21 protein-coding genes are annotated in these 25,973 nt (G+C 50.5%); 16 read left to right on the top strand and 5 right to left on the bottom strand.

The window, feature by feature from the left end:
• The first annotated feature begins 212 nt into the window (after positions 1-212).
• The 9 genes from ACJJIT_RS02825 to ACJJIT_RS02785 all read left to right on the top strand — a co-directional run bounded on the left by ACJJIT_RS02825 (position 213) and on the right by ACJJIT_RS02785 (position 12,885).
• Complete coding sequence (locus ACJJIT_RS02825) at positions 213-800, top strand: ANTAR domain-containing response regulator (RefSeq protein ID WP_444899904.1); 588 nt, start codon at positions 213-215, stop codon at positions 798-800.
• Positions 801-807: 7 nt separating this feature from the next.
• A complete protein-coding gene (locus tag ACJJIT_RS02820; protein ID WP_444899903.1) occupies positions 808-1,872 on the top strand; it encodes a CmpA/NrtA family ABC transporter substrate-binding protein in 1,065 nt (354 codons plus the stop codon).
• Between the two features lie 180 nt (positions 1,873-2,052).
• Positions 2,053-3,516: a NarK family nitrate/nitrite MFS transporter gene (locus ACJJIT_RS02815; protein WP_252083204.1), complete on the top strand. Its 1,464-nt coding sequence runs from the start codon at positions 2,053-2,055 to the stop codon at positions 3,514-3,516.
• Entirely contained in the window at positions 3,506-5,284 is a 1,779-nt protein-coding gene (locus ACJJIT_RS02810) for a protein kinase domain-containing protein (protein WP_444899902.1), read from the top strand. Before ACJJIT_RS02815 ends, ACJJIT_RS02810 begins: the two co-directional genes overlap by 11 nt.
• A gap of 332 nt (positions 5,285-5,616) precedes the next feature.
• Complete coding sequence (gene nirB / locus ACJJIT_RS02805) at positions 5,617-8,154, top strand: nitrite reductase large subunit NirB (RefSeq protein ID WP_444899901.1); 2,538 nt, start codon at positions 5,617-5,619, stop codon at positions 8,152-8,154.
• A 78-nt stretch (positions 8,155-8,232) separates the two neighbouring features.
• Entirely contained in the window at positions 8,233-8,661 is a 429-nt protein-coding gene (gene nirD, locus ACJJIT_RS02800; protein ID WP_252083207.1) for a nitrite reductase small subunit NirD, read from the top strand.
• A 12-nt stretch (positions 8,662-8,673) separates the two neighbouring features.
• Positions 8,674-11,436 carry a nitrate reductase gene (locus ACJJIT_RS02795; protein WP_444899900.1) on the top strand — a complete coding sequence of 921 codons (2,763 nt, stop codon included), beginning with the start codon at positions 8,674-8,676 and terminating at the stop codon, positions 11,434-11,436.
• Between the two features lie 275 nt (positions 11,437-11,711).
• A complete protein-coding gene (locus tag ACJJIT_RS02790; protein WP_444899899.1) occupies positions 11,712-12,125 on the top strand; it encodes a VOC family protein in 414 nt (137 codons plus the stop codon).
• A gap of 34 nt (positions 12,126-12,159) precedes the next feature.
• Entirely contained in the window at positions 12,160-12,885 is a 726-nt protein-coding gene (locus ACJJIT_RS02785; protein ID WP_444887119.1) for a dienelactone hydrolase family protein, read from the top strand.
• A 52-nt stretch (positions 12,886-12,937) separates the two neighbouring features.
• Here ACJJIT_RS02785 and soxR read toward each other — a convergent pair whose 3' ends face one another.
• Positions 12,938-13,426, bottom strand: coding sequence for a redox-sensitive transcriptional activator SoxR (gene soxR / locus ACJJIT_RS02780; RefSeq protein ID WP_444887120.1), 489 nt, complete (start codon positions 13,424-13,426; stop codon positions 12,938-12,940).
• An 86-nt stretch (positions 13,427-13,512) separates the two neighbouring features.
• Here soxR and ACJJIT_RS02775 point away from each other — a divergent pair, with 86 nt between their 5' ends.
• The 5 genes from ACJJIT_RS02775 (at position 13,513) to ACJJIT_RS02755 (ending at position 17,147) form a co-directional block, all read left to right on the top strand.
• Entirely contained in the window at positions 13,513-13,692 is a 180-nt protein-coding gene (locus ACJJIT_RS02775) for a hypothetical protein (protein WP_444889478.1), read from the top strand.
• The gene (locus tag ACJJIT_RS02770; RefSeq protein WP_444899898.1) at positions 13,689-14,918 is read left to right on the top strand and encodes an MFS transporter; all 1,230 of its coding nucleotides are present in this window, start codon (positions 13,689-13,691) and stop codon (positions 14,916-14,918) included. Before ACJJIT_RS02775 ends, ACJJIT_RS02770 begins: the two co-directional genes overlap by 4 nt.
• A gap of 62 nt (positions 14,919-14,980) precedes the next feature.
• Positions 14,981-15,943 carry an ABC transporter ATP-binding protein gene (locus tag ACJJIT_RS02765; RefSeq protein WP_444882667.1) on the top strand — a complete coding sequence of 321 codons (963 nt, stop codon included), beginning with the start codon at positions 14,981-14,983 and terminating at the stop codon, positions 15,941-15,943.
• On the top strand, positions 15,943-16,704 hold the full coding sequence (locus tag ACJJIT_RS02760; RefSeq protein ID WP_252083213.1) for an ABC transporter permease: 762 nt from the start codon (positions 15,943-15,945) through the stop codon (positions 16,702-16,704). The genes ACJJIT_RS02765 and ACJJIT_RS02760 overlap by 1 nt, the downstream gene beginning before the upstream one ends.
• A gap of 17 nt (positions 16,705-16,721) precedes the next feature.
• Positions 16,722-17,147 carry a GFA family protein gene (locus ACJJIT_RS02755; protein ID WP_444882668.1) on the top strand — a complete coding sequence of 142 codons (426 nt, stop codon included), beginning with the start codon at positions 16,722-16,724 and terminating at the stop codon, positions 17,145-17,147.
• A gap of 4 nt (positions 17,148-17,151) precedes the next feature.
• Here ACJJIT_RS02755 and ACJJIT_RS02750 read toward each other — a convergent pair whose 3' ends face one another.
• On the bottom strand, positions 17,152-17,784 hold the full coding sequence (locus ACJJIT_RS02750) for a TetR/AcrR family transcriptional regulator (RefSeq protein ID WP_444899897.1): 633 nt from the start codon (positions 17,782-17,784) through the stop codon (positions 17,152-17,154).
• Between the two features lie 134 nt (positions 17,785-17,918).
• Here ACJJIT_RS02750 and ACJJIT_RS02745 point away from each other — a divergent pair, with 134 nt between their 5' ends.
• A complete protein-coding gene (locus ACJJIT_RS02745) occupies positions 17,919-19,037 on the top strand; it encodes an efflux RND transporter periplasmic adaptor subunit (protein WP_444887125.1) in 1,119 nt (372 codons plus the stop codon).
• A 111-nt stretch (positions 19,038-19,148) separates the two neighbouring features.
• Positions 19,149-22,259: an efflux RND transporter permease subunit gene (locus ACJJIT_RS02740; protein ID WP_444899896.1), complete on the top strand. Its 3,111-nt coding sequence runs from the start codon at positions 19,149-19,151 to the stop codon at positions 22,257-22,259.
• A gap of 116 nt (positions 22,260-22,375) precedes the next feature.
• On the opposite strand, the gene ACJJIT_RS02735 is transcribed toward ACJJIT_RS02740, so the two are convergent.
• The 3 genes from ACJJIT_RS02735 to ACJJIT_RS02725 form a co-directional block, all read right to left on the bottom strand.
• Positions 22,376-23,287 carry an MBL fold metallo-hydrolase gene (locus tag ACJJIT_RS02735; RefSeq protein ID WP_444899895.1) on the bottom strand — a complete coding sequence of 304 codons (912 nt, stop codon included), beginning with the start codon at positions 23,285-23,287 and terminating at the stop codon, positions 22,376-22,378.
• Between the two features lie 50 nt (positions 23,288-23,337).
• Positions 23,338-24,141, bottom strand: coding sequence for a glycerophosphodiester phosphodiesterase (locus ACJJIT_RS02730; protein WP_444899894.1), 804 nt, complete (start codon positions 24,139-24,141; stop codon positions 23,338-23,340).
• A 184-nt stretch (positions 24,142-24,325) separates the two neighbouring features.
• Positions 24,326-25,807 carry a hypothetical protein gene (locus ACJJIT_RS02725; protein ID WP_444899893.1) on the bottom strand — a complete coding sequence of 494 codons (1,482 nt, stop codon included), beginning with the start codon at positions 25,805-25,807 and terminating at the stop codon, positions 24,326-24,328.
• Positions 25,808-25,973 lie beyond the last annotated feature (166 nt).

Raw genomic sequence — 25,973 nt, 5'->3', positions numbered from 1 at the left:
GACCAGGCCAGATTTCCTCTCAAAAACTCCTCTTGTACTAAAAGATCAATAGTTCCAAAATGGCGTAATAAGAAACAACGGATATCTCATACTGTACTTCATGGAATTAGAAGAATTTATTTTATTTGCCCCTCTCTCACGATTTTGGCACAAGTTTTGATTGTACTTTGACAAGCCGTCTATCTAGCCACAAACGAGTGCCACTTCAAGTCGTGACGAATATTAGCCCTGCCATCATGTTGGTTGATGATAATCAAGAACGCGCTCACCATGTCTGTGAGTGTTTAAAATCTGCCGGATACACTATTGTTGCGCAAATCAGCAGTGCCGAAGGGCTTCTATTCCAAGTAGAGAAATATCGCCCCGATGTGGTGTTGATCGACATTGAATCCCCTGATAGAGACATCCTAGAGAGCCTTGCCATCGTTAATCGTGAGGCACCGACACCAGTAGCTATGTTCTCCAGCCACAACAGTGCGGACTTTATCAGTCGCGCAGTTGAGTCTGGGGTCAGCGCATATATGGCCGAGGGGATCACTACCGAAAGAGTTGCCCCGGCAATAGAAATTGCCATGGCTCAATTCAAGAGCTTTCAGCTGTTGCGACAATCACTTGAGAAAACCCAACAGCAACTCAGTGATAGAAAAACCATTGAAAGAGCCAAAGGATTACTAATGGCCAAGAAAAAACTCAACGAGGAGGATGCGCATAAGGTTTTGCGCAATCTTGCCATGAGTAGTAATGCCACCATGCACGCGGTAGCCGAACAGCTTATTCAATATTTTCAGAGCGAGCACTGAATCCCTAATGTCTTCCTTACTGTACCCGGAAAAGAAATCAATCAAGCTGCTGTATCTGAGACTCACCGACAGCGCCCCCCTAATCGTTGCCAAGGAGAAAGGTTACTTTAGTCAATTTGGCCTTGAGGTGGAGTTAAAGCGGGAGACTTCCTGGGCAACTCTGCGCGATAAATTGATCGGGCGTAGGGCCGATGCAGCAGCCATGCTGGCCCCTATGCTATTAACGCTCCCAGAAACTCTACCTGACTGCAAAGAGCGACTTATCAGTGGTTTGATTCTCAGTTGTAATGGCAACGCCATTACCCTCTCTGAGGATCTCTATCAACGCCTGCAGCACTACACAACAGAAGAAACGAAAACTGATATTGGTGTAGCACTAAAACAGTACCTGCAGAAAAACACTGGCATCTCACCTATAAGACTGGCCACGGTTTACCCATTCTCCAGTCACACACTACAGTTGCGCCATTGGTTACAGGCCGCAGGTGTGAATCCGGATCGGGATATACAGCTTATTATATTACCCCCCGAACAAATGCTGGAAAGCCTTCTCAGCGGCATTATTGATGGTTACTGTGTTGGCGAACCATGGAATAGCCTTGCAGCCCAAAAGGGTACTGGAGTGGTTGTTACGGCCTGCAATACACTATTACCGGCAATGCCGGAAAAAGTATTAGCTGTGACCCAAAGCTGGCATAAGGCCAACCCGGTCAGCCATCTAGCTTTGCGTGCAGCATTACTGAAAGCTTGCTCCTGGCTAATAGCAAGAGAAAATCGCTGCGAAGCCGCCGGACTATTATCACAGAAACACTATCTGAATTTACCAGAGTCACTGTTGCAGCGCTCCCTGAATGATCAGATTCTCTACCGCCGCAACACCAATATCATAGCCAATCCAGGCTGGCACCTGTTTGCCCATATCGATAATGATAACGGTCGTCCCTGTGAGACAAAAGCCCGGCAGTTAATAGAGATGTGCAGGGGGTTTAGTGAGATAGCAACGATAAACAGTCAAAACTTCAGGCCAGAGCTATACCATCAAACTGTGGATTTCCTCAATTCCAAGAAATAATGGCACATTAATTGAATGAGAATATATCGATGGTGCAATGGCTTGCCGCTAGGCGCATTCGCACAGTCAATCGCTCTTTCAACAAAAATATCGGGCAATGGAGTCCATTGACTGCGACCAAAGGGGCGCGGTGGTGGGCTTTTTTTATGCCTGTGAAGTATGCAAATAAAGGAAATACGCATGTCTAGTGAATCCCTCAATCTTTTTTCATTTCGAGGAAGGATAAAGATTCTTCACCTAACCTGGGTGGCCTTCTTTATTACGTTTTTTGCCTGGTTTAATCATGCCCCATTATTGATGGCAATATCGAAAAGCCTGTCATTGACTCCTGATCAGGTAAAAACGCTACTGATCTTAAATGTAGCCCTAACCATTCCAGCACGAGTAGTAATCGGGATGCTCACCGATAAATACGGTCCCAGGCTTACCTACTCCCTGTTGCTTGCTATCGGCAGTGTACCCTGCTTTATTTTTGCCTTAGCGGATAACTTTATGCAGGCGGCAATAGGTCGCTTTCTGCTCGGTTTTATTGGCGCTGGTTTTGTCGTTGGTATCCGCATGGTTTCCGAATGGTTCCCCGCCCGTCAACTGGGCACTGCTGAGGGAATTTACGGCGGTTGGGGTAATTTTGGCTCTGCCGCTGCCGCTATGAGCTTACCGACCATCGCTCTATTTTTTGGTGGCGACAATGGCTGGCGCTATGCGATTGGAATCACCGGAGTTATTGCACTGGTATATAGTGTGATTTACTACTTCTCAGTTACCGATACCCCCAAGGGCTCCACTTATTTCAAACCAAAAAAAATAGGGGCTATGGAGGTCACTAGCTCAGGAGACTTTGTACTGTTACTGATTATGAAGGTACCAATGTATGCCGCACTGGCGTTGTTGACCTGGAAACTTTCAAGCGGTGTAAACTTGATTTCCAGTCTCGCTGCCACCTTGATTTATTGTGGGCTCGGCTTACTTTACCTACTGGATGCACGCAAGACATATAGCATCAACCGGGAGATTTTCACTAATCCACCGGCTCCCGTACATCGTTATAAATTTAAGCAGGTAGCCGTACTCAATCTTCTCTACTTTGCTACATTTGGTTCAGAACTCGCAGTAGTATCCATGTTGCCACTGTTTTTCTCTGAGACTTTTACCCTAGACCCTGTAAAAGCGGGATTACTTGCCTCAGCTTATGCCTTCATGAACTTGATGTCTCGTCCAGCAGGCGGCTTAATCAGTGATCGCTGGGGACGCAAACCCACCTTGCTGATACTAACTGCAGGCCTGGCACTGGGTTACTTCACCATGAGCCTGATTGATGCCGAATGGCCACTCTACTTGGCGGTAGCCGCTGCCATGGCCTGCTCTTTCTTTGTGCAAGCCGGTGAAGGGGCTGTATTTGCTGTAGTCCCTCTAATCAAGCGCCGTCTTACCGGGCAGATCGCAGGTATGACTGGGGCCTACGGCAATGTCGGGGCAGTTTTTTATCTCACCGTGTTAAGCCTGGTTTCCTACCAAACATTTTTTATGGTTATCGGCATCACCGCACTTCTCGGCTTTACAGCACTGTTATTATTGGAGGAACCTGAGGGTCAAATGGCTGAGGTACACCCAGATGGCAGCGTGTCGATGATCGATGTCGCCTGATAAAGAACAGCACACAAAAACTCCGGTAGGGATACAAAACGCCCATGGAGCTTCTAAAAATTTGCAGAGTAAAGAGTTGCATGCTCTGCAAATTTTCAGTGCTACCTGTTCCGGTCATCGCCAACACAATGATGATGCTTGTGCCGTACGGCTACCCGAGAGGCTAGAGTTAAAGCGCTATGGCGCACTCGCCGCAGTAGCGGATGGCGTCGCCAGCGCCGAGGCCGGCGGCGAAGCTGCTCGTGCAGCCATCAACGGTTTTTTCTCGGACTATTACAGCACACCGGAAACCTGGTCTACTCGCCATGCTGTTGCACGAGTACTCCACTCCCTCAACAGCTGGCTATACCGGCAAAGTGGAGGCAGTGTGGAAATCCAGCGGGGTTGGCTGACCACTTTCTCAGCCCTGATTTTTAAAGGTACCAGCGCCCACATGGTGCATATCGGCGATACACGTATCTACCGCCTGCGCGCTGGCAAGCTTGAGTGCCTCACGCGTGATCACAGCCACCAGCTGTCTCCTGGGCGCACTTTTCTCAGTAGAGCCCTGGGAATGGATGTCCATATTGAAGTGGACTACCGCTGTGAAGCACTGCAAACCGGTGATATTTATTTACTGAGTAGCGATGGCATCCACGATTTTTTGCCAGAGATTTCTATCCAGAAAAGACTTTCTGAGTTTGACAAAACTACACCACAACAACTCATTGATGCGGCCCTAAAATCAGGTTCCAAAGATAACCTGAGTGCAGTCGTCGCCAGGGTTAATAATCTGGACTTTCCTCAATGCGACGAATTGGCAATGCACAGCCGAACGCTTCCCTTCGCTCCCGATCTGAACCCAGGACAAAAACTCGATGGTTTTCTTATTTTGCAGGAGCTTTATGCCAGTAAACGTAGCCACCTATACCTGGCCCAAGATCATATGACCGGAGAGCTTCGCGCACTGAAAACGCCATCGGTAAATTACTGTGATGATCCAAACTATATCGAGCGTTTTATCGCCGAAGAATGGACCGGCAGGCGAATAAATCATCCAGGGATTATCAAGCTATACGCTCCAAGAGCCGAACGCGCTTGCCTGTATCATGTTCTCGAATATATTGAGGGGCAGACGTTGCGACAGTGGATGCAACTTAACCCTCAGCCAGAAGTATCCCAGGTAAGGGAATTACTTTCTCAGCTGGTAAGTGCCCTGCGCAGCCTGCAGCGATTAGAGATTGTACACGGCGATCTGAAGCCGGAGAATATTATGATCCGCAACAATGGTCGTCTAGTGATCATTGACCTCGGAGGGGTCGATGGACCAGGCCTTAGGGAGCAATTACATTTCACAGAAATTGATACTCCAGGCAGTAAGAATTATGCGGCTCCTGAATTCTTTTTTGGCGATAGCGCCAGCCATCGTTCAGATATTTTTTCTCTCGGAGTAATTACCTATGAATTACTCACAGGAAAATATCCCTACCCTGAGCGCCTCGGCAATCTGCACTATCACCTCAAAAGTTATCAACAATTGCGTTATACAAATGCATATGTGCACCGCAAGGATATCCCCCACTGGATAGATAGTGCCTTGCAAAAAGCCTGTGCCCCCAATCCTAAACAAAGATACGATAGCCTATCCGAATTTATCCAGGACCTGCAGCATCCCAATCCAACCTTCAAACCTGCCCAGAACCATCCTCTACTGGAAAAAAATCCAATTTTATTCTGGCAGCTCATAGCGCTGATCCTACTGCTTTCCCACCTTCTGTATATTTTCTAAAGCCCCCTCTTGGTTAATCCCTCATTTGCCTCTCAGTAACTTAAGATGACATTTCCCGTTTAATATTCCACAAAATTTAACTAAGCACCAATTCAGAGCAGAAAAAAAGTTTTCTGCACCAACATACCGCAAAAATTGTGGACAATAGGAGCGGATAGGCGCCATCCCTGGGATAAATACTGGCATGAAGATTGAATGTATTTAATGACCAACAAAATTATCCCCCAATTCGAGGCAACGGCGCCTGTACTCTTCGGCAGAAGAGGAGGCGCCCTTGTCATATCATCCGCCCCTCCTGCCAAGAGAATCGCTTCTAGATGGCAGGAATATCAATGACTGAAAAGACAAAAAAGCAAAAGCTGGTTGTGATTGGTAACGGCATGGTCGGGCACCACTTTCTTGAGCAGCTGGCAGAAAAAAATGAAAGCACCGGTTTTATCGTCACAGTCTTTTGTGCGGAAAACAGACCTGCTTATGATCGAGTACATCTATCCGAATACTTCGCTGGGTGCAGTGCGGAAGATTTGGCTATGGGTCATATTGAGCAATATCGACAATGGGGTTTTGAGCTAGAGCTCAACAATCCGATAGCTTCCATCGATCGCGAAAAGCAAACTGTTACCACCCAGACTGGAAGCTTACATAGATATGATCAATTGGTCCTCGCTACTGGCTCCTATCCTTTTGTGCCCCCCATCCCAGGGCATCAACACGAGCGCTGCTTTGTCTACCGCACCATCGAAGATTTGAATGCGATTCGCGCAGCTGCGTCTAACGCGCAAAGTGGCGTCGTTGTCGGTGGTGGCCTGCTCGGTTTGGAAGCGGCAAACGCCTTGAAAACCCTAGGGCTTGACGCCCATGTGGTGGAATTTGCTCCAGGACTGATGTCCACTCAGCTTGATGAGGGCGGCTCCAATTTACTGCGAAAAAAAATCGAGGCCCTTGGCGTTACTGTACATACCAGCCGAGCTACCGAACTTATTACAGACGCTGACGGCCGCTTGTGTATGCAATTTAAAGGGGGGGACGAACTGATTACCGATATGATCGTGTTCTCTGCAGGAATTCGCCCTCAAGATGAGCTGGCAAAATCCTCAGGACTGCAAGTCGGTGAGCGAGGAGGTATTGTCATCGACAACCGTTGTCGTACATCAGACCCCAACATTTTTGCCATCGGTGAGTGCGCTCTCTATGAGGGGCAAATTTTTGGCCTGGTGGCTCCAGGCTACAGTATGGCTCGCACCACCGTCGCACAGCTCACCGGCATGGAGACGTTTTTTAATGGTGCCGATATGAGCACTAAATTAAAGCTTCTCGGTGTGCAGGTTGGCTCTATTGGCGATGCTCACGGCCGCAGCGAAGGCGCTGCAGCGATTACTTTTGTCGATGAGCAGAGCGGCGTGTACAAGCGTATGATAACCGATGCTACAGGCCAGAAACTGCTCGGCGCTGTACTGGTTGGTGATACTGGGGATTACGATACTCTTCTGCAATATCATCTCAATGATATCGACCTGCCAGAGCACCCGGAACAACTGATTCTTCCCTCAACTGACGGAGCGGAATCACTCCTTGGTGCTTCCGCTCTCCCCACTAATGCTACCGTGTGCTCCTGTTATAACGTGAGTAAAGGGCAAATTCTGGATGTTGTACATGGCGGCTGTCATACCTTGGCTGAAGTGAAGGATGCCACCAAGGCCTCCACGGGTTGTGGTGGTTGTGCCGCATTGCTGAAGGATATCGTCGATAGTGAATTAGCCGCTCTGGGAATGGAGGTCAACAATCATCTCTGTACACACTTCCCCTATAGTCGCCAAGAGTTGTTCCACATTATTCAGGTGGAGGAAATTAAAACCTTCGATGATCTCCTTCAAAAGCATGGTAGCGGCAAGGGCTGCGAAGTATGTAAACCCACCGCCGCCTCTATTTTCGCCTCCCTATGGAATGAACATATCCTGGAGCAAGCCCACGTTGGCCTGCAGGATACCAATGATACGTTTATGGCGAATATGCAGAAAAATGGTAGCTACTCTGTAGTACCGCGTATTCCCGGTGGAGAAATCACACCAGAGAAACTCATCGTGATTGGCGATGTTGCCAAACGCTATAACCTCTACACCAAAATTACCGGTGGCCAGCGTATCGATTTGTTTGGCGCACGCCTGGAACAACTGCCGGAAATTTGGCGGGAACTCATTGATGCGGGATTTGAAACCGGCCATGCCTATGGCAAATCTCTGCGCACGGTAAAGTCCTGTGTAGGTAGTACTTGGTGCCGCTTTGGTGTGCAAGACAGTGTTTCCATGGCCCTACGTGTAGAAAACCGTTACAAGGGGCTTCGCTCCCCACACAAAATAAAGATGGCTGTATCGGGCTGCACACGCGAGTGCGCCGAGGCGCAGAGCAAGGATGTGGGCGTTATCGCCACAGAAAAAGGCTGGAACTTATTTGTTGCCGGCAATGGCGGCATGCGCCCGCGCCACGCCGATCTATTCGCTACCGACCTGGATGATGAAACCCTGATTCGCTATATCGATCGTTTCCTGATGTTCTATGTGCGTACTGCCGATAAATTGCAGCGCACCTCGGTATGGCTGGAAAGCCTTGATGGCGGACTCGACTATCTACGTGAAGTCATTATCGATGACAAATTGGGAATCTGTACCGAGCTGGAAATCCAGATGGAACGCGTTGTCGATAGTTATCAGTGTGAATGGAAGTCCGCAATCAACGATCCGGAAAAACTTAAACGATTTCGTCAGTTTGTTAACAGCAATGAGAGCGATGACAATATTATTTTCGTCAAGGAACGCGGCCAGCCCCGCCCTGCAACTATTGAAGAAATAATAGAAACTGCTGAATCTGCATAGAGACAATCCTATACATTTAATTTATGAAAATTTAATTTCAATTGCTGATTTTTCTCTTAATCCCGCAAGGAAATTGTTATGCACCAAGCCAGCGCCAGACAAAGCTCACATACATCCAATGCCATAACCCACCCCCATTGGCTGCCGATCTGCCAAAGATCAGATTTAGTCAGCAACTCCGGGGTGTGTGCCCTTTGGGGCGATACCTCCTCAGAAAAAACGGACTATCTAGCAAAACCTGAGAGGAAAGGTATCGCCCTATTTTTTTTACCGGGGCAAGAGCGACAACTTTACGCCGTTGACAACTGGGACCCGATCGCACAAGCTGGCATTATTTCACGGGGAATAATCGCAGAACTGGATGGTGAATTAACTATTGCCTCACCACTTTATAAACATCACTTTCGCCTTGAAGATGGCGTTTGTATGGAGGATGGTAATATCCAGCTTGCCACTTACCCTTTAGCATTTAATGGAAATACCGTTTATATCGGTTGTGATAAATAAGCAAGAATAATAATGGCAGTAAAGGAATACCTAAGCACCCAGCGTTCCTGCACTACCTGCCCCTATTGTGGGGTGGGCTGTGGAGTAACTATTAACAAGGAAAAGCGGCAAAGTACTTCTGTAATTTCCGTCACAGGTGATAAACAGCACCCCTCTAATTTTGGCCGTTTGTGTGTTAAGGGCTCAGCCCTTGGGGAGACACTCGGTGAGCATGGGAGACTCTTACGCCCACATTTGCATGGCGAAGCCTGTGACTGGGATACCGCTATGTCTTATGTGGCCGATGAATTCGCCCGCAATATTCACGAGCACGGCCCGAATTCAGTAGCTTTTTACCTTTCCGGGCAACTCCTTACTGAAGACTATTATGTTGCTAATAAATTAATGAAGGGGTTTATTGGCAGCGCCAATATTGATACCAATTCACGCCTTTGCATGTCCTCAGCCGTAGCAGGATACAAGCGCGCCCTGGGTGCAGATGCCGTGCCCTGTTGTTATGAGGATCTCGAAGAGGCAGACCTTATTGTTTTAATAGGCTCTAATGCCGCTTGGACCCACCCGATACTGTTCCAGCGTATGCAGGCAGGCAAGGCCAAAATAGTAGTCGTTGATCCGCGGGCTAGCGCTACCAGCGAGATGGCCGATCTGCACTTGGCGATAAATCCCGGCAGCGACGCAGCACTGTTTAATGGTCTGCTTAATTTCCTCGCCCAGCACAACCGCCTCAATCACCACTATATTCAGCATCATACCCAAGGCTTTGAGCTGGCTCTGGAAGCGGCCCAGCACTGGTCCCTACAGCAAACTGCACTGAGTTGTGGTGTACCTGCAGAAAAGTTATTAGCTTTCTTCCGTTTGTTTGCCGAAACGGAAAAAACACTTAGCTTTTACTCACAGGGGGTTAATCAATCAAGTAGCGGCACAGACAAAAACAATGCAATCATTAACTGCCACCTGGCAACAGGTCGCATTGGCAAGATTGGAGCTGGTCCTTTCTCTATTACCGGCCAACCCAACGCGATGGGGGGGCGTGAAGTAGGCGGCCTGGCCAATATGCTCGCCGCCCATATGGAGTTTAAAGAGAGTGATATCGATCGGGTGCGGCGCTTCTGGGATGCTCCCAATATGGCACTGGCCCCCGGACTAAAAGCGGTGGATATGTTCCATGCAGTGGAGACCGGCCAGATCAAAGCAATCTGGATTATGGCCACTAATCCCGCGGTGAGTATGCCTGAAGCAGAGAGGGTGACTGAGGCACTACGTAAATGTCCGCTGGTGATTGTTTCCGATTGCATCGCCGATACCGATACCGCCCGCTGTGCCGATGTACTACTGCCGGCCACCGGCTGGGGAGAAAAAAATGGCACAGTTACCAATGCAGAGCGGCGTATTTCCCGGCAGCGCACTTTTATCGATCCCACTGGAGAGGCGCGTCACGACTGGCAGGCTATCTGTGATTTGGCCAGCCGCCTAGGGTTCCGCGAGCAGTTTAACTTTACCCATCCCGCAGATATCTTTCGAGAACATGCACAATTGTCAGGTTTCGAAAATAACGGCAGTCGCGCCTTTGATATCTCACTCTTTAGTAATATCGAGCAAAATGAATACAATGCGCTTGAACCAGTACAGTGGCCGGTAAATCGGGAAAATCCCCAGGGTAGTGCACGATTATTTGGCAACGGAAAATTTTTCACTGAAACTGGTCGAGCCAATTTTATTGCTGTCAAGCCGCGTACACCCCAGCAACAAATAAGCCCTGGTTATCCCCTATGGCTAAACAGCGGCCGCATACGTGACCAATGGCACACCATGACCCGTACCGGCCGCGCGCGGAAATTGCTGGATCACAGTGAGATTGCCGAAATTCAGATAAACCCCAGAGACGCGCGTAAATACGGTATAGACGAGGGCGTGTTGGTAGAGTTACACAGTGCCCAGGGTAGAATGTGCGGACGTGCGGTCTTAAACAGTGGCCAAAAACCCGGTGAGCTATTCGCTCCTATTCATTGGAGCCAGACCTTGGCCCAAGAGTCTAAGGTCAGCGCCCTTGCCGCAGCAGAAGTAGACCCAATTTCCGGTCAGCCCGAATTTAAGCAGGTACCGGTTCAGCTGCAAGCCCTCGACTGTAAGAGCTTTGTCACCCTTATTTGCCCGGAACCACTGGCACAAAACCTTTGGCGCTGGCTACAGACACATGTGGAAGAAAATCTACTGCACTGGTATCGAGTGCCCTGTCAAAATGGATATCGCTTTGAGTTGGCGCTCAGCACCCCCTTAAATGGCCGCCAACTGGGTGCCCAATTACTACAAGAAAATCCAGATATACGCTGGCAACAAATAGAGACCTTAAATAGCCAGCGTTGGCTCGCTTGTAGCGAACAAATAGAGCTGCTTATTTTTTCCAGTAATGATTGGCAGACGCTTCCTGACCGACGCACCCTGGAACGCTACCTACAACTGGAAATACCTGAAAACCCTGCCCAGTTTCTCCAGGCAATTCCACCAGGTGAACGCATAGTGTGCGCCTGTATGCAGGTTTCACATCCACAGATTGAAAATGCGATCAACCAGGGGGTCAATTCGATTGATGCACTGGGTGACGCCCTGGGTTGCGGGACCCGCTGTGGTTCCTGCAAGCCAGAGATTTCCCAGCTGCTGCGCACGAAGCTGCAGCAAAATGCACAGAACCAGGCAGTTGCGGCGGTGCTGGAAACAGAGATTGTCAGATCGGCAAAAGGCCTGCGGGAGAAATTTGATAAGGCTTATAGCGCTTAAGGCCAATATTGTTCGATAAATTCATATCCAAATGCGCGGATTGCGCTTTTCTCAACCAGCACTCCGCGCAAAGGCACAGCACTAGTTGCAATACACGCCCCACCTGGCCCATAAAGCCTCACACCCCCTACACTTAGAGCCGTTAATACACTGGCGCAGATATTTGGATCAAAGCTTTCAACCACAGCCATTATTGGCTTTTAGCAGCGGTGGCGGTTATTTGTATTATTTTTTATTCGCCAGATTAGCGCCCGCCACAATTATAGGGAATTCCAGTGTTCAAAATTCAACATATTGACCATGTAGTGCTGAGGGTTAAATCCCTGGCTGCAATGCGCGATTTTTATGAAGGAGTCCTCGACTGCACCATGGAGCGAGAGAATAAGGAGTTGGGTCTCTATCAGTTGCGCGCAGGGCACTCATTGATCGATCTGGTTCCAGTTGATCAAGGCATCGGTCGCGAGGGTGGTGCAGCCCCAGGCATAGAGGGGCGTAATTTACATCATTTCTGTTTGCGTATAGACCCTTTCGAAGCCGATAAAATCATTGCTTATTTGAAGGGGAAGAATATTGACCCCTCCGCGCCACAACAGCGCTACGGTGCCGAAGGCATGGGCCCATCAATTTATATTTATGATCCCGAGCAAAATTTAGTGGAACTCAAAGGCCCCCCCAAATTATTGAAATAACAGTATCCATCATTCGCCAGAGAGACATGCAACGATGAAAACCGAAGTGATCGAATATGCGGTAGATGGCAAGTCCTATAGCGGCTATCTCGCCTGGGACGACACAACTCAAAAAAAACGTCCCGGCGTTATGCTGGTTCACGAATGGTGGGGGCACAATGCCTTTGTACGCGAGCAGGCGGAAAGGCTCGCCGGACAGGGTTACTGTGCATTTGCGGTGGATATGTTTGGTAGTGGCAAGCAAACCGATGATCCCGCTGAAGCCCAGCAGTATCGCGATGAGGCACTTGAGAATCCTGTATCCCTCGAGGCATGTTTCCGCACCGCCCTCACCCTGCTTCAACAGCATAAAGTTGTCGAGGAAACTCAAGTCGCTGCTCAGGGCTATTGCTTTGGTGGTGGCGTAGCCTTGACCATGGCACGCCTCGGTGTGGAACTTCGTGGCGTGGTCAGCTACCACGGAGCCCTGGCCAGCGAGGTTCATACTAAAAAAGGGGGAGTCCAAGCGGAATTATTGGTTTACACCGGTGGTGCCGATAGCATGATCCCACCGCAACAGGTCGGCGCTTTTGTGGCGGAGATGCAGGAGGCCGAGGCCAAATTTACCCTGGTGAGCTACCCCGGCGTATTGCACGGCTTCACCAATCCTGTTGCAACTGAGCGCGGGCAGAAATTTGGTCTGCCGCTGGCCTATAACCAGGAAGCCGCGCAGGACGCATGGCTGGGCACTCTGGATTTTTATCGGAAAATTTTCCAGTAGTTTCAATCAAATATCTCAGGGGCCGAATAGTTCACCCCGCAAAAATACCTCGTTACTTGCCAATATCCAGATAGCGCGCCCCAGCCCCCTGCTCTGCAGCTTGGTCCCCTGGATTGCGGAGCGGGCAGCTCACCATGGAAAGACAGCCGCAGCCGATACAGCCTTCCAAACGGTCGCGCAGCTGGGTAAGCTGGCGAATGCGTTGGTCCAATTCCTCACGCCAGCCGGCGGAAAGCTTGGCCCAATCCTTCGCGGTGGGTGTACGCCCATCAGGAAGATTAGACAGGGCCTCACGAATTTCGGCGAGGGGAATACCAGTGCTCTGTGCCACCTTGATAATAGCCACACGTCGCAATACGTCCCGCGAGTAACGCCGCTGATTGCCGCTGGTGCGCCAGCTGCTGATCAGCCCTTTACTTTCATAAAAATGCAGCGCACTCACCGCCACATCACTACGCTCTGCAACCTCACCTACGGTCATCTCACGACGGCATTTCTTGTTTCCACAAACCGACTCTTTCTTTTCACTGGTATCAGACATCAGATGTCTCCGATAACTATTGACCTCAATATTACTTGAGGTTTTACACTGCGCAGCATTCCATTGCAAGCCCAGGGAGAATCATGATGAACCGTAACAGCAAACAAACCTACCCAGTCATAGAAGTACCGGCTACAACTGCCACTTCCCTTTTAGTGGCAGCACAAAGTCAAAGTATCAGCCTGGCGGTGCAAGAGGGGCTATGCCAACCAATCACCTCCATGAGCGTAGAGAATAGAGAAACCGATAGCGGAGGGCGCCGGTGATACTTAACAGCGCAGCACCAACCCGCGAAATGGCGGAATCAGCTATACCGGTGCCGATGCGATTCACATTGCTGTGCCTGGCGGCGCTCACAATTATGTCTGGTGCCACCATAGCGCCATCCTTACCGGCGCTGGAGGCACATTTTGCCCAACATGAAGATATTGCCCTGCTCAGTCGCCTGATTTTGAGCCTACCGGCATTAATGATCGCTCTATTTGCACCTATCGCCGGGTTTATATCCGACCGTTATGGTCGCAGGAAATTGCTGTTACTGGCGGTAACTGTTTATGCCCTGGCCGGCATCTCTGCACTGTTACAGGAAAGCTTGGTGGGACTTTTGGCCAGTCGCATCCTTCTGGGAATTGCAGTGGCGGGCACAATGACTTCAGTCACCGCCCTGGTAGGTGACTATTTCAGCCCCATTCAAAGGCAAACCTATATGAGTCAGCAGGGCGCCTTTATCAGCCTCGGCGGAGTTGTCTTCCTTTTGGCCGGTGGACTCTTGGCAGATTTACATTGGCGCGCGCCCTTTGCTATTTACGCAGTGGCACTACTACTAATCCCTGCCGTGTTGCGTTTTCTGCCAGAACCTAAACGCAATAGTATTGAACCACTCCCCAACAATGTCACGAATGGAAATCCCGATTGGCCAGCATTCGCCTTGTTGCTGGGTGCAGCCTTACTAAACAGTCTTATCTTTTTCCTGATTCCCACACAGCTCCCATTCCTGCTAAAAGAGATTGGAGCAGACACCCCCAGCCTCGCGGGCATTGCCATTGCTGCCAGCAATTTAATGGGTGCCCTGGCTTCACTGGTTTTCTACCCTCTGGCACGTAACTACTTGGGAAAAAGTGGCGTTTTTGTGTTAGGTTTTACTGTTATGGCCTGTGGTATGGGGCTGATCGCCGAGGCAGATTCATTTAATGCAATAATAATGGCCACCGCGATTTACGGCTGCGGTATGGGGACATTGATCCCCCATATTTTTGCCACCGGGCTGGAATCTGCCACTCCCAACATTCGTGGGCGAATATCTGGAGCTCTCGCCGCCAGTGTTTTTATCGGACAATTTATCTCACCATTTATCAGCCAGCCCTGGATAGAACGTTTTGGCCTCGCCAGTGGTTTTTCCGCAGCCAGCACTACGCTGCTACTTTTAGCCTCCCTGGCACTGCTCCTGCATTGGTTAAAACCGAAGCCCTCCGCAAAAATGTTTTTGCAGTAGGATCTATACACACTAAAAATATTTTGGCCGAGCCGCCTGCAAGGCCACGCTTAGGAGAGAAAGTGAAACCGATAATTTCTGTTAGAGGTCTCGACAAGACATATAGTGGTGGGTTTAACGCCCTAAAAAGTATTGACTTAGATATTCAACGGGGTGAGATCTTCGCACTGCTCGGCCCCAATGGTGCCGGCAAAACGACTCTGATCAGTATAATCTGTGGCATCGTCAATCCTGGTCAGGGCAACGTTACAGTCAATGGTTACGATATCCAACGTGATTACCGCCACGCACGGCGCGAAATTGGCTTGGTCCCCCAGGAAATTGCCACAGATTCCTTTGAGAGCGTGCTTGGCGCAATTCAATTTAGCCGCGGCTTGTTTGGCAAGCCGCCCAATCCCGCTTACCTGGAGAAAATCCTTCGACAGCTTTCCCTATGGGAAAAAAGAGACAACAAAATAGTCACCTTGTCCGGCGGTATGAAACGACGCCTGATGATCGCAAAGGCCTTATCTCATGAGCCCAGCGTGCTCTTCCTGGACGAACCCACCGCCGGGGTCGATGTGGAACTGCGCCAGGATATGTGGGGGATGGTGCGCGACCTGCGCGACTCAGGCGTAACCGTTATTCTCACCACGCACTATATTGAAGAGGCGGAGGAGATGGCCGACCGGGTCGGTGTTATTAATCGCGGTGAATTAGTATTGGTTGAAGATAAAAAAACTTTGATGCAAAAAATGGGGGAAAAAGAGCTCAGCCTACAATTACCCACGCCTCTGGAAACTATTCCTGACAGCCTCTCCGACCTGCCTCTGCGCCTCAACGGAGATGGTAGTGAACTCATCTATCGCTTCGATATCAAGAGTGAAAATACCGGTATTACGGAATTCCTTCGCCGCCTCACCTCTGCAAATATTGAATTTCGCGATTTATATACCAGGGAGAGTTCTCTCGAAGAAATATTTGTCAATCTGGTGCACTCTGCACAGCACCAAGGCGAGGAGCAACTCAGTGGGGAGGCACAATAATGAACTGGTATGGTATTGCGGCAATTTACAAATTTGAAATGTCACGGACTTGGCGCACATTGATACAAAGTGTCGCTTCTCCGGTACTCTCCACATCCCTGTACTTTATTGTTTTTGGTGCCGCTATCGGCTCGCGTATGGGAGACATCGAAGGTGTGAGCTACGGGGCCTTTATTATCCCAGGCTTGTTGATGTTGGCGCTTTTGGGAGAAAGTATTGCCAACGCCGCCTTCGGCATCTTTTTCCCGAAATTTTCAGGCACTATTTATGAAGTGCTATCGGCACCGGTATCCCCCTTTGAAATTGTTGCCGGCTATGTCGGCGCTGCGGCCAGCAAGTCAATTCTGCTCGGGCTACTAATCCTTCTCACCGCGCGATTTTTTGTGGACTATGAAATCCTTCATCCATTCTGGATGGTCACATTTCTGGTGCTAACCGCCGTTAGTTTTAGCTTGTTCGGCTTTATTATCGGCATCTGGGCCGATGACTTCCAAAAACTGCAAATTATTCCGCTAATGATTATTACCCCCTTAACCTTTCTCGGTGGGGCTTTTTATTCCATCAGTATGCTGCCGGAGTTCTGGCAAAAAGTGACTTTGTTTAATCCGGTGGTTTATCTGATCAGTGGTTTCCGCTGGGCATTCTACGGTGTGGCCGATGTAAACCTGGGCCTCAGCGTGGGAATGACATTACTCTTCCTTTTCCTATGCCTGGTAACAGTCTGGTGGATTTTCCGCACCGGTTACCGCATTAAAACCTGATCGGTGAGAGTTTAGGGATGGAGGAATTTCACGAAGGTGGCTGTGCCTGCGGCCTCGTACGATTTCGCGCCACTGGCCAGCCGCGCCGAGTGAGCCTCTGTTCCTGTAGCTGGTGTCGGAAACGCACCGGTAGCTTAATAGGCGTATCAGTGTATTTCGAAAAAAACAATGTAGAGTTCATTCGAGGCAGGCTGAAAAGTCACCGGTTAATGTCCGATGCGGGCCGTTGGATAGAGTGCCAATTTTGTGGGCAATGCGGCAGCGCCCTCAGCTGGACACTGGAATTTCTCCCAGAGCTTCGCGGCCTAGCTGGGGGCGCCTTCGACGACCCGGTATTTATCCGACCAGAGCGTTACGTCTACTACCAAAACAAGCCGGGCTGGCTGGAAATAAGCGGCGATATCAACCGTTGCCCAGCGATGCCGGAAAACCCCAACCAGTAGCTTGTCAGCGGTACCCCCGCATAAAAAGCGCCACTGCCTTACGCACCCGCTCGCGCCGCTCACCCTCGGCCTGTACCTCACAACAACCGATCAATACCCGCATGTGCCGGCAACCCAGCAGTATGCCCATAAAGTCCTCGGCGGCCTCAGCCGGGTCTGCCACCTGCAACTTGCCCATCTCGGCAGCGCGGCGCAGCAACTGCTCAATATCTCGAAGGATGCGCTGGGGGCCCGCATCGAAAAACAACTGAGCAAGTTTTGATTCCTGCGCCGCCAGAGCACATAAAAGCCGTAACAGGCGGATACTATCCTCGCTATCCACCATGCTTAGAAAAGCCTGACCAATGCGCTCCAGTACTTTTGCCACCGAATCCCCCTCTTTCAGATCGAAAATGGGCAGGGGCATCATCATCTCGCAGCGGGAGGTAATCGCAGCACTGAACAGCGTCTCTTTATCGGAGAAATGGCTGTACACCGTCAGTTTCGATACGCCCGCAGCAGAGGCCACCGCATCCACACTGGTAGCGGCAAAGCCTTTGGTCAGAAACAGCTCTTTGGCTGCATCGAGAATGGCCTGGCGTTTGGCCAGATCCTTGGGACGCCCGCGCTGGGCGGCCGTCTGAGTCTGTTCAGACATAGCACTCCATATACTGGACTCGCCAGTTTAATAAATTTACTATACTCGCTAGTATAACATTACCGGCCGCCCGGCCATGACTCGTCCACTTCCGGACTTACCTTGTCGCCTCGCCGCCGAGGAAGGGAGCCCCTATGTACCGATCGCTACTCTTCGCTGCCCTGTCGTTCAGCCTGCTGTTGTCCGCCTGCGCGCCATCAGAGTCCACCGAACAATTAGAAAAACCCCGCCCAGCGGTGATGGTCCAGCCACAAGTGGCCAGTGCCCAACAGGATTTTTATCCCGGCGAGGTGCGAGCCCGCTTCGAACCCGCTTTGGCCTTTCGCATCAGTGGCAAATTACAACGGCGCCTGGTTAATGTAGGCGACCGTGTTGAGCAGGGCCAACCGCTGGCTGAACTGGATACCGAAGACCTGCTCCTACAACTGGATTCCGCACGCGCACGCCTCACCTCCGCCGTGGCAGACCAGCGCCTGGCCAGCAGCGAGCTGGGGCGCCACCGCAAACTATTGGAGCGCCAGCTGGTCAGCCAATCACAGTTCGATGCGGTGGAGACCCGTTTCGAAGCCAGCGATGCGCGCCTGCAACAAGCCAAGGCGCAATTAGACGTAGCGCGTAATCAAGCCGCCTATGCGGAACTGAAAGCTCCAGAGAGCGGTGTTATCGCCCGCCGCATGGCCGAGGCTGGCCAGGTTGTCGCCGCTGGTCAGGGGATTTTCGAACTTGCCGCCGACGGCGAACGCGAAGTGCGCATCGATTTACCGGAGCAGGCAATTAGCCATTTCCGTGTCGGCCAACCTTTGACCGTAGAACTCTGGTCGCAGCCCGGTAAATCCTTCCCCGCCCAGGTGAGGGAACTCTCCCCCGCCGCAGATCCGGTATCCCGCACCTTTGAAGCACGCGTGGCCTTTACCAATAAGACCACCGGCATTGAAATAGGTCAGAGCGCCCGAGTATTCGTTCCCAAAGCAGTGGCCACCGATGTTTTACAAGTACCCATGTCGGCAGTGAGCGCCGATAACGGCAAAGCCTTTGTCTGGGTACTGAACCGCGAACAACAAACCCTGCATAAAACCGAAGTCACCGTAGGTGCCTTCGGCCAAGAATTTGTACCGATTTTCTCTGGCCTGCGCGCCGATGATTGGATCGTTGCCGCTGGTACTCACCTGTTATTGGAGGGACAACAGATTCGTCCCGTGGACCGTATGAATCGCCCAATCGATCCGGACCGCGCGCTTGCCCAGCAGGACTAACTAAACACCACCCCAAAATAACAACTGGACTGAACGCTAAAACGCGCTCCGATGAAATTGCCGAAGCACTGTTAGTTCGATCAATCCGTGCTTCCATACAGAGAAATAACCATGGGCTTTAACCTTTCCGAATGGGCGCTGAAAAACCGCCCGCTGGTACTCTACGCCATGATCGTGCTGGGATTGCTGGGCGCTGCCTCCTACACACAACTTGGGCAAAGCGAAGACCCTCCCTTCACTTTCAAGGTAATGGTGATCAATACCCTTTGGCCCGGCGCCAGTGCCGAGGAGGTGTCCCGTCAAATTACCGAGCGGGTGGAGAAAAAACTGCTGGAGACTGGTGACTACCAGCGCATCTCCTCTTTCTCCCGTCCCGGCCAATCCCAGGTGTTGTTCGTCGCCCGCGACGATATGCACTCGCGCTACATCCCCGATCTCTGGTATCAGGTACGCAAAAAGGTCAGGGATATCCGCCAGACCCTGCCACCGGATATCCAGGGCCCGTTTTTTAATGACGAATTCGGCACTACTTTCGGCAATATTTATGCGCTAACCGGCAGCGGTTTCGATTACGCCCTGATGAAAGACTATGCCGAGCGCCTGCAGTTGGCACTGCAGCGGGTCAAGAATGTGGGCAAGGTGGAATTACTGGGGCTGCAAGATGAAAAAATCTGGGTGGAAATTTCCAACACCAAGCTCGCCTCTCTGGGCATTCCCCTCAGTGCAGTGCAAAGCGCACTGCAGTCGCAAAATCAGGTCGCCGATGCGGGCTTTGTAGATACGGTGAGCGACCGCGTGCGCATTCGCGTTAGCGGTCAATTTCACTCGGTCGATGAAATACGCCGCTTTCCCATCACTGCCGGCGGGCGTACCCAGAGGCTGGGTGATATTGCCGAAGTACACCGCGGTTTCAGCGATCCTGCACAACCGCGTATGCGCTTTATGGGCGAGGACGCCATCGGCCTGGCCGTTTCCATGAAAGAAGGCGGTGATATCCTCAAGCTGGGCAAACAGCTGGACGCCACCTTTGCCGAGCTGCAGGAAGATCTGCCGATCGGCATGCAGTTACGCAAGGTGTCCGACCAACCCGCGGCGGTGAAACGCGGTGTGGGGGAATTCCTGCAAGTGTTGGCTGAGGCACTGGGCATTGTCCTGCTGGTGAGTTTTTTCTCTCTTGGCAGCCGCCCAGGCTTAATCGTGGCGCTATCGATACCATTGGTGCTGGCCATGACTTTCGCACTGATGAATTACTTCAATATCGGCTTACACAAGATTTCTCTGGGCGCCCTGGTACTCGCCCTTGGCCTGATGGTGGACGATGCCATTATCGCCGTGGAAATGATGGCCATTAAAATGGAGCAGGGGCTCAGTCGCCTGAAAGCCGCCGGCTTCGCCTGGACCAGTACTGCCTTCCCCATGCTCACCGGTACCTTAATCACCGCCGCCGGTTTCCTACCCATCGCCACGGCGGAATCCGGCACCGGGGAATACACCCGCTCAATCTTCCAGGTGGTCACACTTTCCCTGGTTGTCTCCTGGATTGCCGCAGTCATATTCGTGCCCTACCTGGGCCATTACCTTTTACCCAATCTGGCTCGCCACAATCACAGTGGCGAGGTTCAAGACCCCTACCAGAAGCCCTTTTACCAGCGCTTCCGCCGCCTGATCACCTGGTGCCTGCGCCACCGCAAAACTGTCATAGTGGCAACCCTGGCGATCTTTATTGGCTCCCTGGCACTTTTCCGCCTGGTGCCCCAGCAGTTCTTCCCCTCTTCCGGGCGTTTGGAACTGTTAGTCGATCTCAAGCTGGCCGAAGGCGCTTCGCTGAAGTCCACCGAGTACCAGGCCAAGCGATTGGAAACCCTGCTGGATAAAAATGACCTAGTGGAAAACTATGTGGTGTATGTGGGCACCGGCTCACCGCGTTTCTATCTGCCATTAGACCAGCAGTTACCCGCGGCCAGCTTTGCCCAGTTTGTAGTGATGACACGTAACGTAGAGGAGCGCGAGCAGATACGCAGCTGGCTGATCGAAACCATGGAGCAGGAATTCCCCACTCTGCGCAGCCGGGTATCCCGCCTGGAAAATGGCCCACCGGTTGGCTATCCAGTGCAGTTCCGCGTCTCTGGTGAGCATATTGGTGAAGTGCGCAGCCTGGCCCGTCAGGTTGCCGAGCGCGTGCGGGAAAATGCCAAGGTCACCAACGTCCACCTGGATTGGGAGGAACCGAGTAAAACCGTCAACCTGAATATCGATCAGGACCGCGCCCGTGCTATGGGCGTGAACAGCGCCTCGCTCTCCCGCGCCCTGCAAAGCTCACTCACCGGTATTACCGTTAGCCAATACCGCGAAGACAATGAGTTGATTGACGTGCGTGTGCGCGGCGATGAGCAGGAACGCTACGCCCTCAGCCAACTGGGTAACCTGGCGGTGCAAACCGACAGCAGCCGCAGTGTCCCCCTGAACCAAATTGCCACCCTGGAGTACGGCTTCGAGGAAGGGATTATCTGGCACCGCGATCGCCTGCCCACCGTCACAGTACGTGCCGATATTTATGGTGAAGAACTGCCCGCAACCGTGGTGAATGAAGTCTGGCCGCGCCTGCAAAACATTCGAGAACAACTGCCACCGGGCTACCTGTTGGAAGTTGGTGGCAGTGTGGAGGAATCCGAGCGTGGACAAAAATCAGTGAATGCCGGTATGCCGCTATTTATCTTGGTGGTATTCACCCTACTGATGCTGCAGCTGCGCAGCATGTCCCTGTCCACCATGGTCTTCCTCACCGCGCCTTTGGGACTGATCGGGGTTACCTTGTTCCTGCTGCTGTTCGGCAAACCCTTCGGTTTTGTCGCCATGCTCGGCACCATCGCCCTGGCCGGTATGATTATGCGCAACTCCGTCATTCTGGTGGATCAAATACAGCAGGATATCAGCCAGGGCTTGAGTACCTGGGAGGCAATTATTGAGTCCACTGTGCGGCGTTTCCGCCCGATCGTTTTAACCGCTCTGACTGCGGTATTGGCGATGATTCCACTGTCACGCAGTGACTTCTTCGGCCCCATGGCTGTCGCCATTATGGGGGGACTAATCGTTGCTACTGGCTTGACCCTGATCTTCCTGCCAGCTCTCTATGCAGCTTGGTTCCGAGTGCGAGAGGAGAAAACAGAGATAGCAGTAGAAACTCCAACGGAGTTAAATGATGCTGAACCCCAAGCATCCTGATAACTACAGATGCTTTAATAGCCGGGCTCAAGAAAGCCCCTAAACAAAAAGGCCCAGATAGAAATATCCGGGCCTTTTTATTTCAGTAACTTTTAATCGTCACCATCAATATGGGATCAAGACGTCTTGGATTTTGCAGCCAGGGAGTCATACACAATACCGGTCCATATATCTGGTGTCATAAAACCCTGTCCATACTGTTCGTCAAAATCTTTGGTGGGTTTGGCAGCAATGACTTGGTCACGGCTTTGACCATTATCAACCAGCTTCTGGATACGATCCCTCAGGGTCTGCAACATATCCCGTTGCACTTTTAACTCCTCAGGACTACTCAGAGGGCCATGTCCTGGAATGATTTTGGTGTTTTCGCCAGAAAGCGCCAATGCGGTGTCCATTGCTTCAATCATGCCATCCACCGAACCGCCAGATGAAAGATCGATAAATGGATAAGTGCCATTAAAATAGATGTCACCCATATGAATCACATCGGCTTTGGCGAAATGCACAATAGAGTCACCATCGGTATGGGCTGGGCCAACATGCTGCACCTTCACCTCATCGCCATTCCAGTGAAAAGTAGTGGCATCGGTAAAGGTGATTACCGGCAGTGCTGCCGGCGGTGAGGGCTCAACCTTACGCTTAAAAGCCTCAATAAACTGTTCGGTACTCACACGTTTACGCACATTCTCATGGGCAACGATCAGGGCGCCGCTTTTACCTAGGTTTTCATTGCCGCCAGTATGATCGCCATGCCAATGGGTATTGATCACAAAGCGCAGCGGCTGATCTGCCAAACCCGCCACCGCTTTCTGTATTTTTGCGGTGAGTGGCGCATATTGGTCATCCACCATAAAGGTGCCGTCCTCTCCGACCAGTACTGCGATATTGCCGCCGGCCCCCTGGAGCATATAAACATTTCCTGCCACCGGCTCACTACTAATTTCTACTTTGGTAAAGCGGTCTTCCGCCAATACCGGGGTGCTGATTAGAGACGCTAACAGCACCCCAATACCTGCAATCTGCTTCATAAACATTTCTCTGTTGTTATTGTCATATTGTTTTTGCAATGTTGCTCAATTTAGGAAGCCCGTTCAAGTAGCTTTGGTTCTACCTTTGGCTCCCGACTGGGCAACATACTCATCAATACATCCGGGCGGTCGGTAACAATACCATTCACTCCCATATCGATATAGCGCTGTAGATCGGCCCGCCCATTTACAGTCCACACAGAGACGTGCAGGTTAAGCTTACGCGCCGCACGCATAGTGCCCCTGGAAACCACATTGAGCCCCCAAAATTGCATGGGCAATTGCATAGTTTGATAACGGGGGGCTAGCAGGCTTTCCGCACGCAGTAACTGGGCAAAAAATAGAAGGGTCGCCTCCCAGCTTGTAGAACCGGTCGCCGTCTCCGGGCTCAATCGTCGAAATTCCAGTAGAACCTTGTGATTAAATGAGGAGACGATAATCTGACTGTTCTTGCCAGTGCGCTCGAGCAAAGCATTCAACTGTCGTGCGGCCCGTAACTGTTTACTTTTTATATCCAATATTAGTGGCGTCTTACCCACTATCTGTAAAGCCTCTTCTAGGGTAATTATTTTCAAAGGTTTATGTCGATAGGGGTAAGATTCTTGGTCACGACTCCAGTGGTGAGCTGCATTTAAGTTACGCAGTTGAGCCAGGGTAAAGTCCTCTATAAACCCACTACCATCGGTTGAATCTTCCAGATCAGGATCATGGCGTAAAACCAAATGCCCGTCAGCACTAAGCCAAACATCTATTTCAATAGCATCCACCCCCTGCATCACCATATTTTGCAGAAATTCCTGAGTATTCCCCGGGAAAAGCCCATTGCCACAATCATTGCCATGTGCGATAACCATAGGCCCTTTGCATAAAGGTAGCTTTAATGCTGATTTTGGCGCAATGCCCGAGCGGGCATATAGGAACAACACAAGCAAAAGAAATAAAAAAATAAGTAACATTGACATCTATTTCAAAAACCTAAGATCAATAAAAAGACGCTAAATTGATTTATCTGGGCTGCAATCATTACTTAAATAGCAGTCAGACACTAGCGGCTCCTCCTGTAGACACTTCTTTCTCAATATTTATTTCTGACTTGGATTGGCTTACTGGTGATTTCGACTTATCCGACGCAACATCTAATTCTGAAGCCTTACAAAACTGCCTATAAGTATGCTGCAACCAAAGAGGCAGAAATATTATTAGGTCATAGATACGATTAAGGAGTGTGCCACAATTTATTGCAATAACCGCCAGAAGACGTAAACCCACTGATAACACATTCAGGAAAAATACTAAGACACTACCAAACACCGTGCGGGCAGAAGGTAAAAATTGTTCCAAAGGTATTGCGATAAAGGCCAGGACCAAAGGGAGCGTAAAACCCAACATCATTTGTACGAGCCCGAGAGTCCAGTAAGCGTTTATCTCAGTAACAGCAGAACCGCTCGTTTCAGATAACCCCGTAAGCAACTGATCCTGTTGTAATAGTAACTCCCTTGAGAGTGATAGTCCCGCCTCAATAGAGGCCAAACACAAGAGTAGAAGCATCCCAAACCACAGCAAACGCTTCCGTACTGAATCAGTTAATGCGGAGATCGAGGGAAATAATCGCGTAATCCTCAAACACTCCATAACCACAATACCAGTGACAGTTTGTATTAAGATTAAAACCAAAGCAGCAATATCCGCTGTTCCATATCCCCCCAGAAAGCTGTTACTTCCAATGATTTCTGCCACTGGCCTGGCAATTAATTGGTGATTCAACCAAATCCCTGCCATTATCAAAAGCAATACCAGTGAAGAGATAAAAAAACGACTAAAAAACGAGGTGGATAGAAGGCGTAAACTACGATCACTCTCCTGTAATATCTCCTCGTAGCGTGACATATGCTCATCCAATACTTTGCTACGGTAAATTACAGATTCCACACTCTTATTCATTCTTCCCAGAGTTTTCAATATGGAACGCCAACCAGGCATCATGCGCTTTAGTAGCTGATGACGCTCCCTTATAGACTCCCGATAAGACTCCAGAGCTTTATTTTCAGCCTTGCGCATAGAGTGATTAATAGTCTCCAACACATCTGCCACAACTGTATCGTCTGGAGTAGGAATTTCCGCCACAGAGCGGATTGCCCGGGCCCAGCTTGATGGCTCTGGAGGAACCTCTGCGCTACGCACATAATCATCATCTATGGTTGTCATCTGCTCACACAAATGACGATGCAACGTAGGATATTGTGCCATATCCCGCTTTAAACTACTTTCTATTCGCTCAAACTCCCTCTCAATTTGCCACTCTGTTACCTCACGACCTCTAGCCAGCAGTACCTCTCGATTGCGTTCACGGAGGCCCTGCCCGGCAAGCTCAACAGCGTTTGCAGAAAACAATAATGAGCGATGAAATAGCCTTGCCAGGGAATAAATACTTCTATGAATAGGCCCTCTAGCTAAGAAAAATGTAATAACCGCCAAACTCACCCATAGCCAGGATGGTAGTGTCTCAAATAGGTGACTCATGACGTTACTTTTCCCTGTGGAACCGAGCGATATCACATCCTAACAGCTGAAGCTTTGACAATCGCCTAAAATGTCACACTTTGTGTTGCTATATTGCGTCACTTGCTAGCAGGCATGATTCACTATCTATTTATTGCTTCCTAATGGTAAAAATTGGACCACAGTC

The organism is Microbulbifer mixtoriginis (SeqCode) (genome assembly GCF_052467515.1).
The sequence above is the reverse complement of the archived record's forward strand: the minus strand, read 5'-3'. Positions and strand labels throughout refer to the sequence as shown.

Excerpts from the sequence above, each read along its gene's own strand:
- ACJJIT_RS02775 (WP_444889478.1), top strand. The coding sequence starts at position 13,513 with ATGAACCGTAACAGCAAACAAACCTACCCAGTCATAGAAGTACCGGCT.
- ACJJIT_RS02735 (WP_444899895.1), bottom strand. The coding sequence starts at position 23,287 with ATGAAGCAGATTGCAGGTATTGGGGTGCTGTTAGCGTCTCTAATCAGC.
- ACJJIT_RS02810 (WP_444899902.1), top strand. The coding sequence starts at position 3,506 with ATGTCGCCTGATAAAGAACAGCACACAAAAACTCCGGTAGGGATACAA.
- ACJJIT_RS02725 (WP_444899893.1), bottom strand. The coding sequence starts at position 25,807 with ATGAGTCACCTATTTGAGACACTACCATCCTGGCTATGGGTGAGTTTG.
- nirB (WP_444899901.1), top strand. The coding sequence starts at position 5,617 with ATGACTGAAAAGACAAAAAAGCAAAAGCTGGTTGTGATTGGTAACGGC.
- ACJJIT_RS02740 (WP_444899896.1), top strand. The coding sequence starts at position 19,149 with ATGGGCTTTAACCTTTCCGAATGGGCGCTGAAAAACCGCCCGCTGGTA.
- nirD (WP_252083207.1), top strand. The coding sequence starts at position 8,233 with ATGCACCAAGCCAGCGCCAGACAAAGCTCACATACATCCAATGCCATA.
- ACJJIT_RS02750 (WP_444899897.1), bottom strand. The coding sequence starts at position 17,784 with ATGTCTGAACAGACTCAGACGGCCGCCCAGCGCGGGCGTCCCAAGGAT.
- ACJJIT_RS02730 (WP_444899894.1), bottom strand. The coding sequence starts at position 24,141 with ATGGTTATCGCACATGGCAATGATTGTGGCAATGGGCTTTTCCCGGGG.
- ACJJIT_RS02815 (WP_252083204.1), top strand. The coding sequence starts at position 2,053 with ATGTCTAGTGAATCCCTCAATCTTTTTTCATTTCGAGGAAGGATAAAG.
- ACJJIT_RS02755 (WP_444882668.1), top strand. The coding sequence starts at position 16,722 with ATGGAGGAATTTCACGAAGGTGGCTGTGCCTGCGGCCTCGTACGATTT.
- ACJJIT_RS02760 (WP_252083213.1), top strand. The coding sequence starts at position 15,943 with ATGAACTGGTATGGTATTGCGGCAATTTACAAATTTGAAATGTCACGG.
- soxR (WP_444887120.1), bottom strand. The coding sequence starts at position 13,426 with ATGTCTGATACCAGTGAAAAGAAAGAGTCGGTTTGTGGAAACAAGAAA.
- ACJJIT_RS02785 (WP_444887119.1), top strand. The coding sequence starts at position 12,160 with ATGAAAACCGAAGTGATCGAATATGCGGTAGATGGCAAGTCCTATAGC.
- ACJJIT_RS02820 (WP_444899903.1), top strand. The coding sequence starts at position 808 with ATGTCTTCCTTACTGTACCCGGAAAAGAAATCAATCAAGCTGCTGTAT.
- ACJJIT_RS02795 (WP_444899900.1), top strand. The coding sequence starts at position 8,674 with ATGGCAGTAAAGGAATACCTAAGCACCCAGCGTTCCTGCACTACCTGC.
- ACJJIT_RS02745 (WP_444887125.1), top strand. The coding sequence starts at position 17,919 with ATGTACCGATCGCTACTCTTCGCTGCCCTGTCGTTCAGCCTGCTGTTG.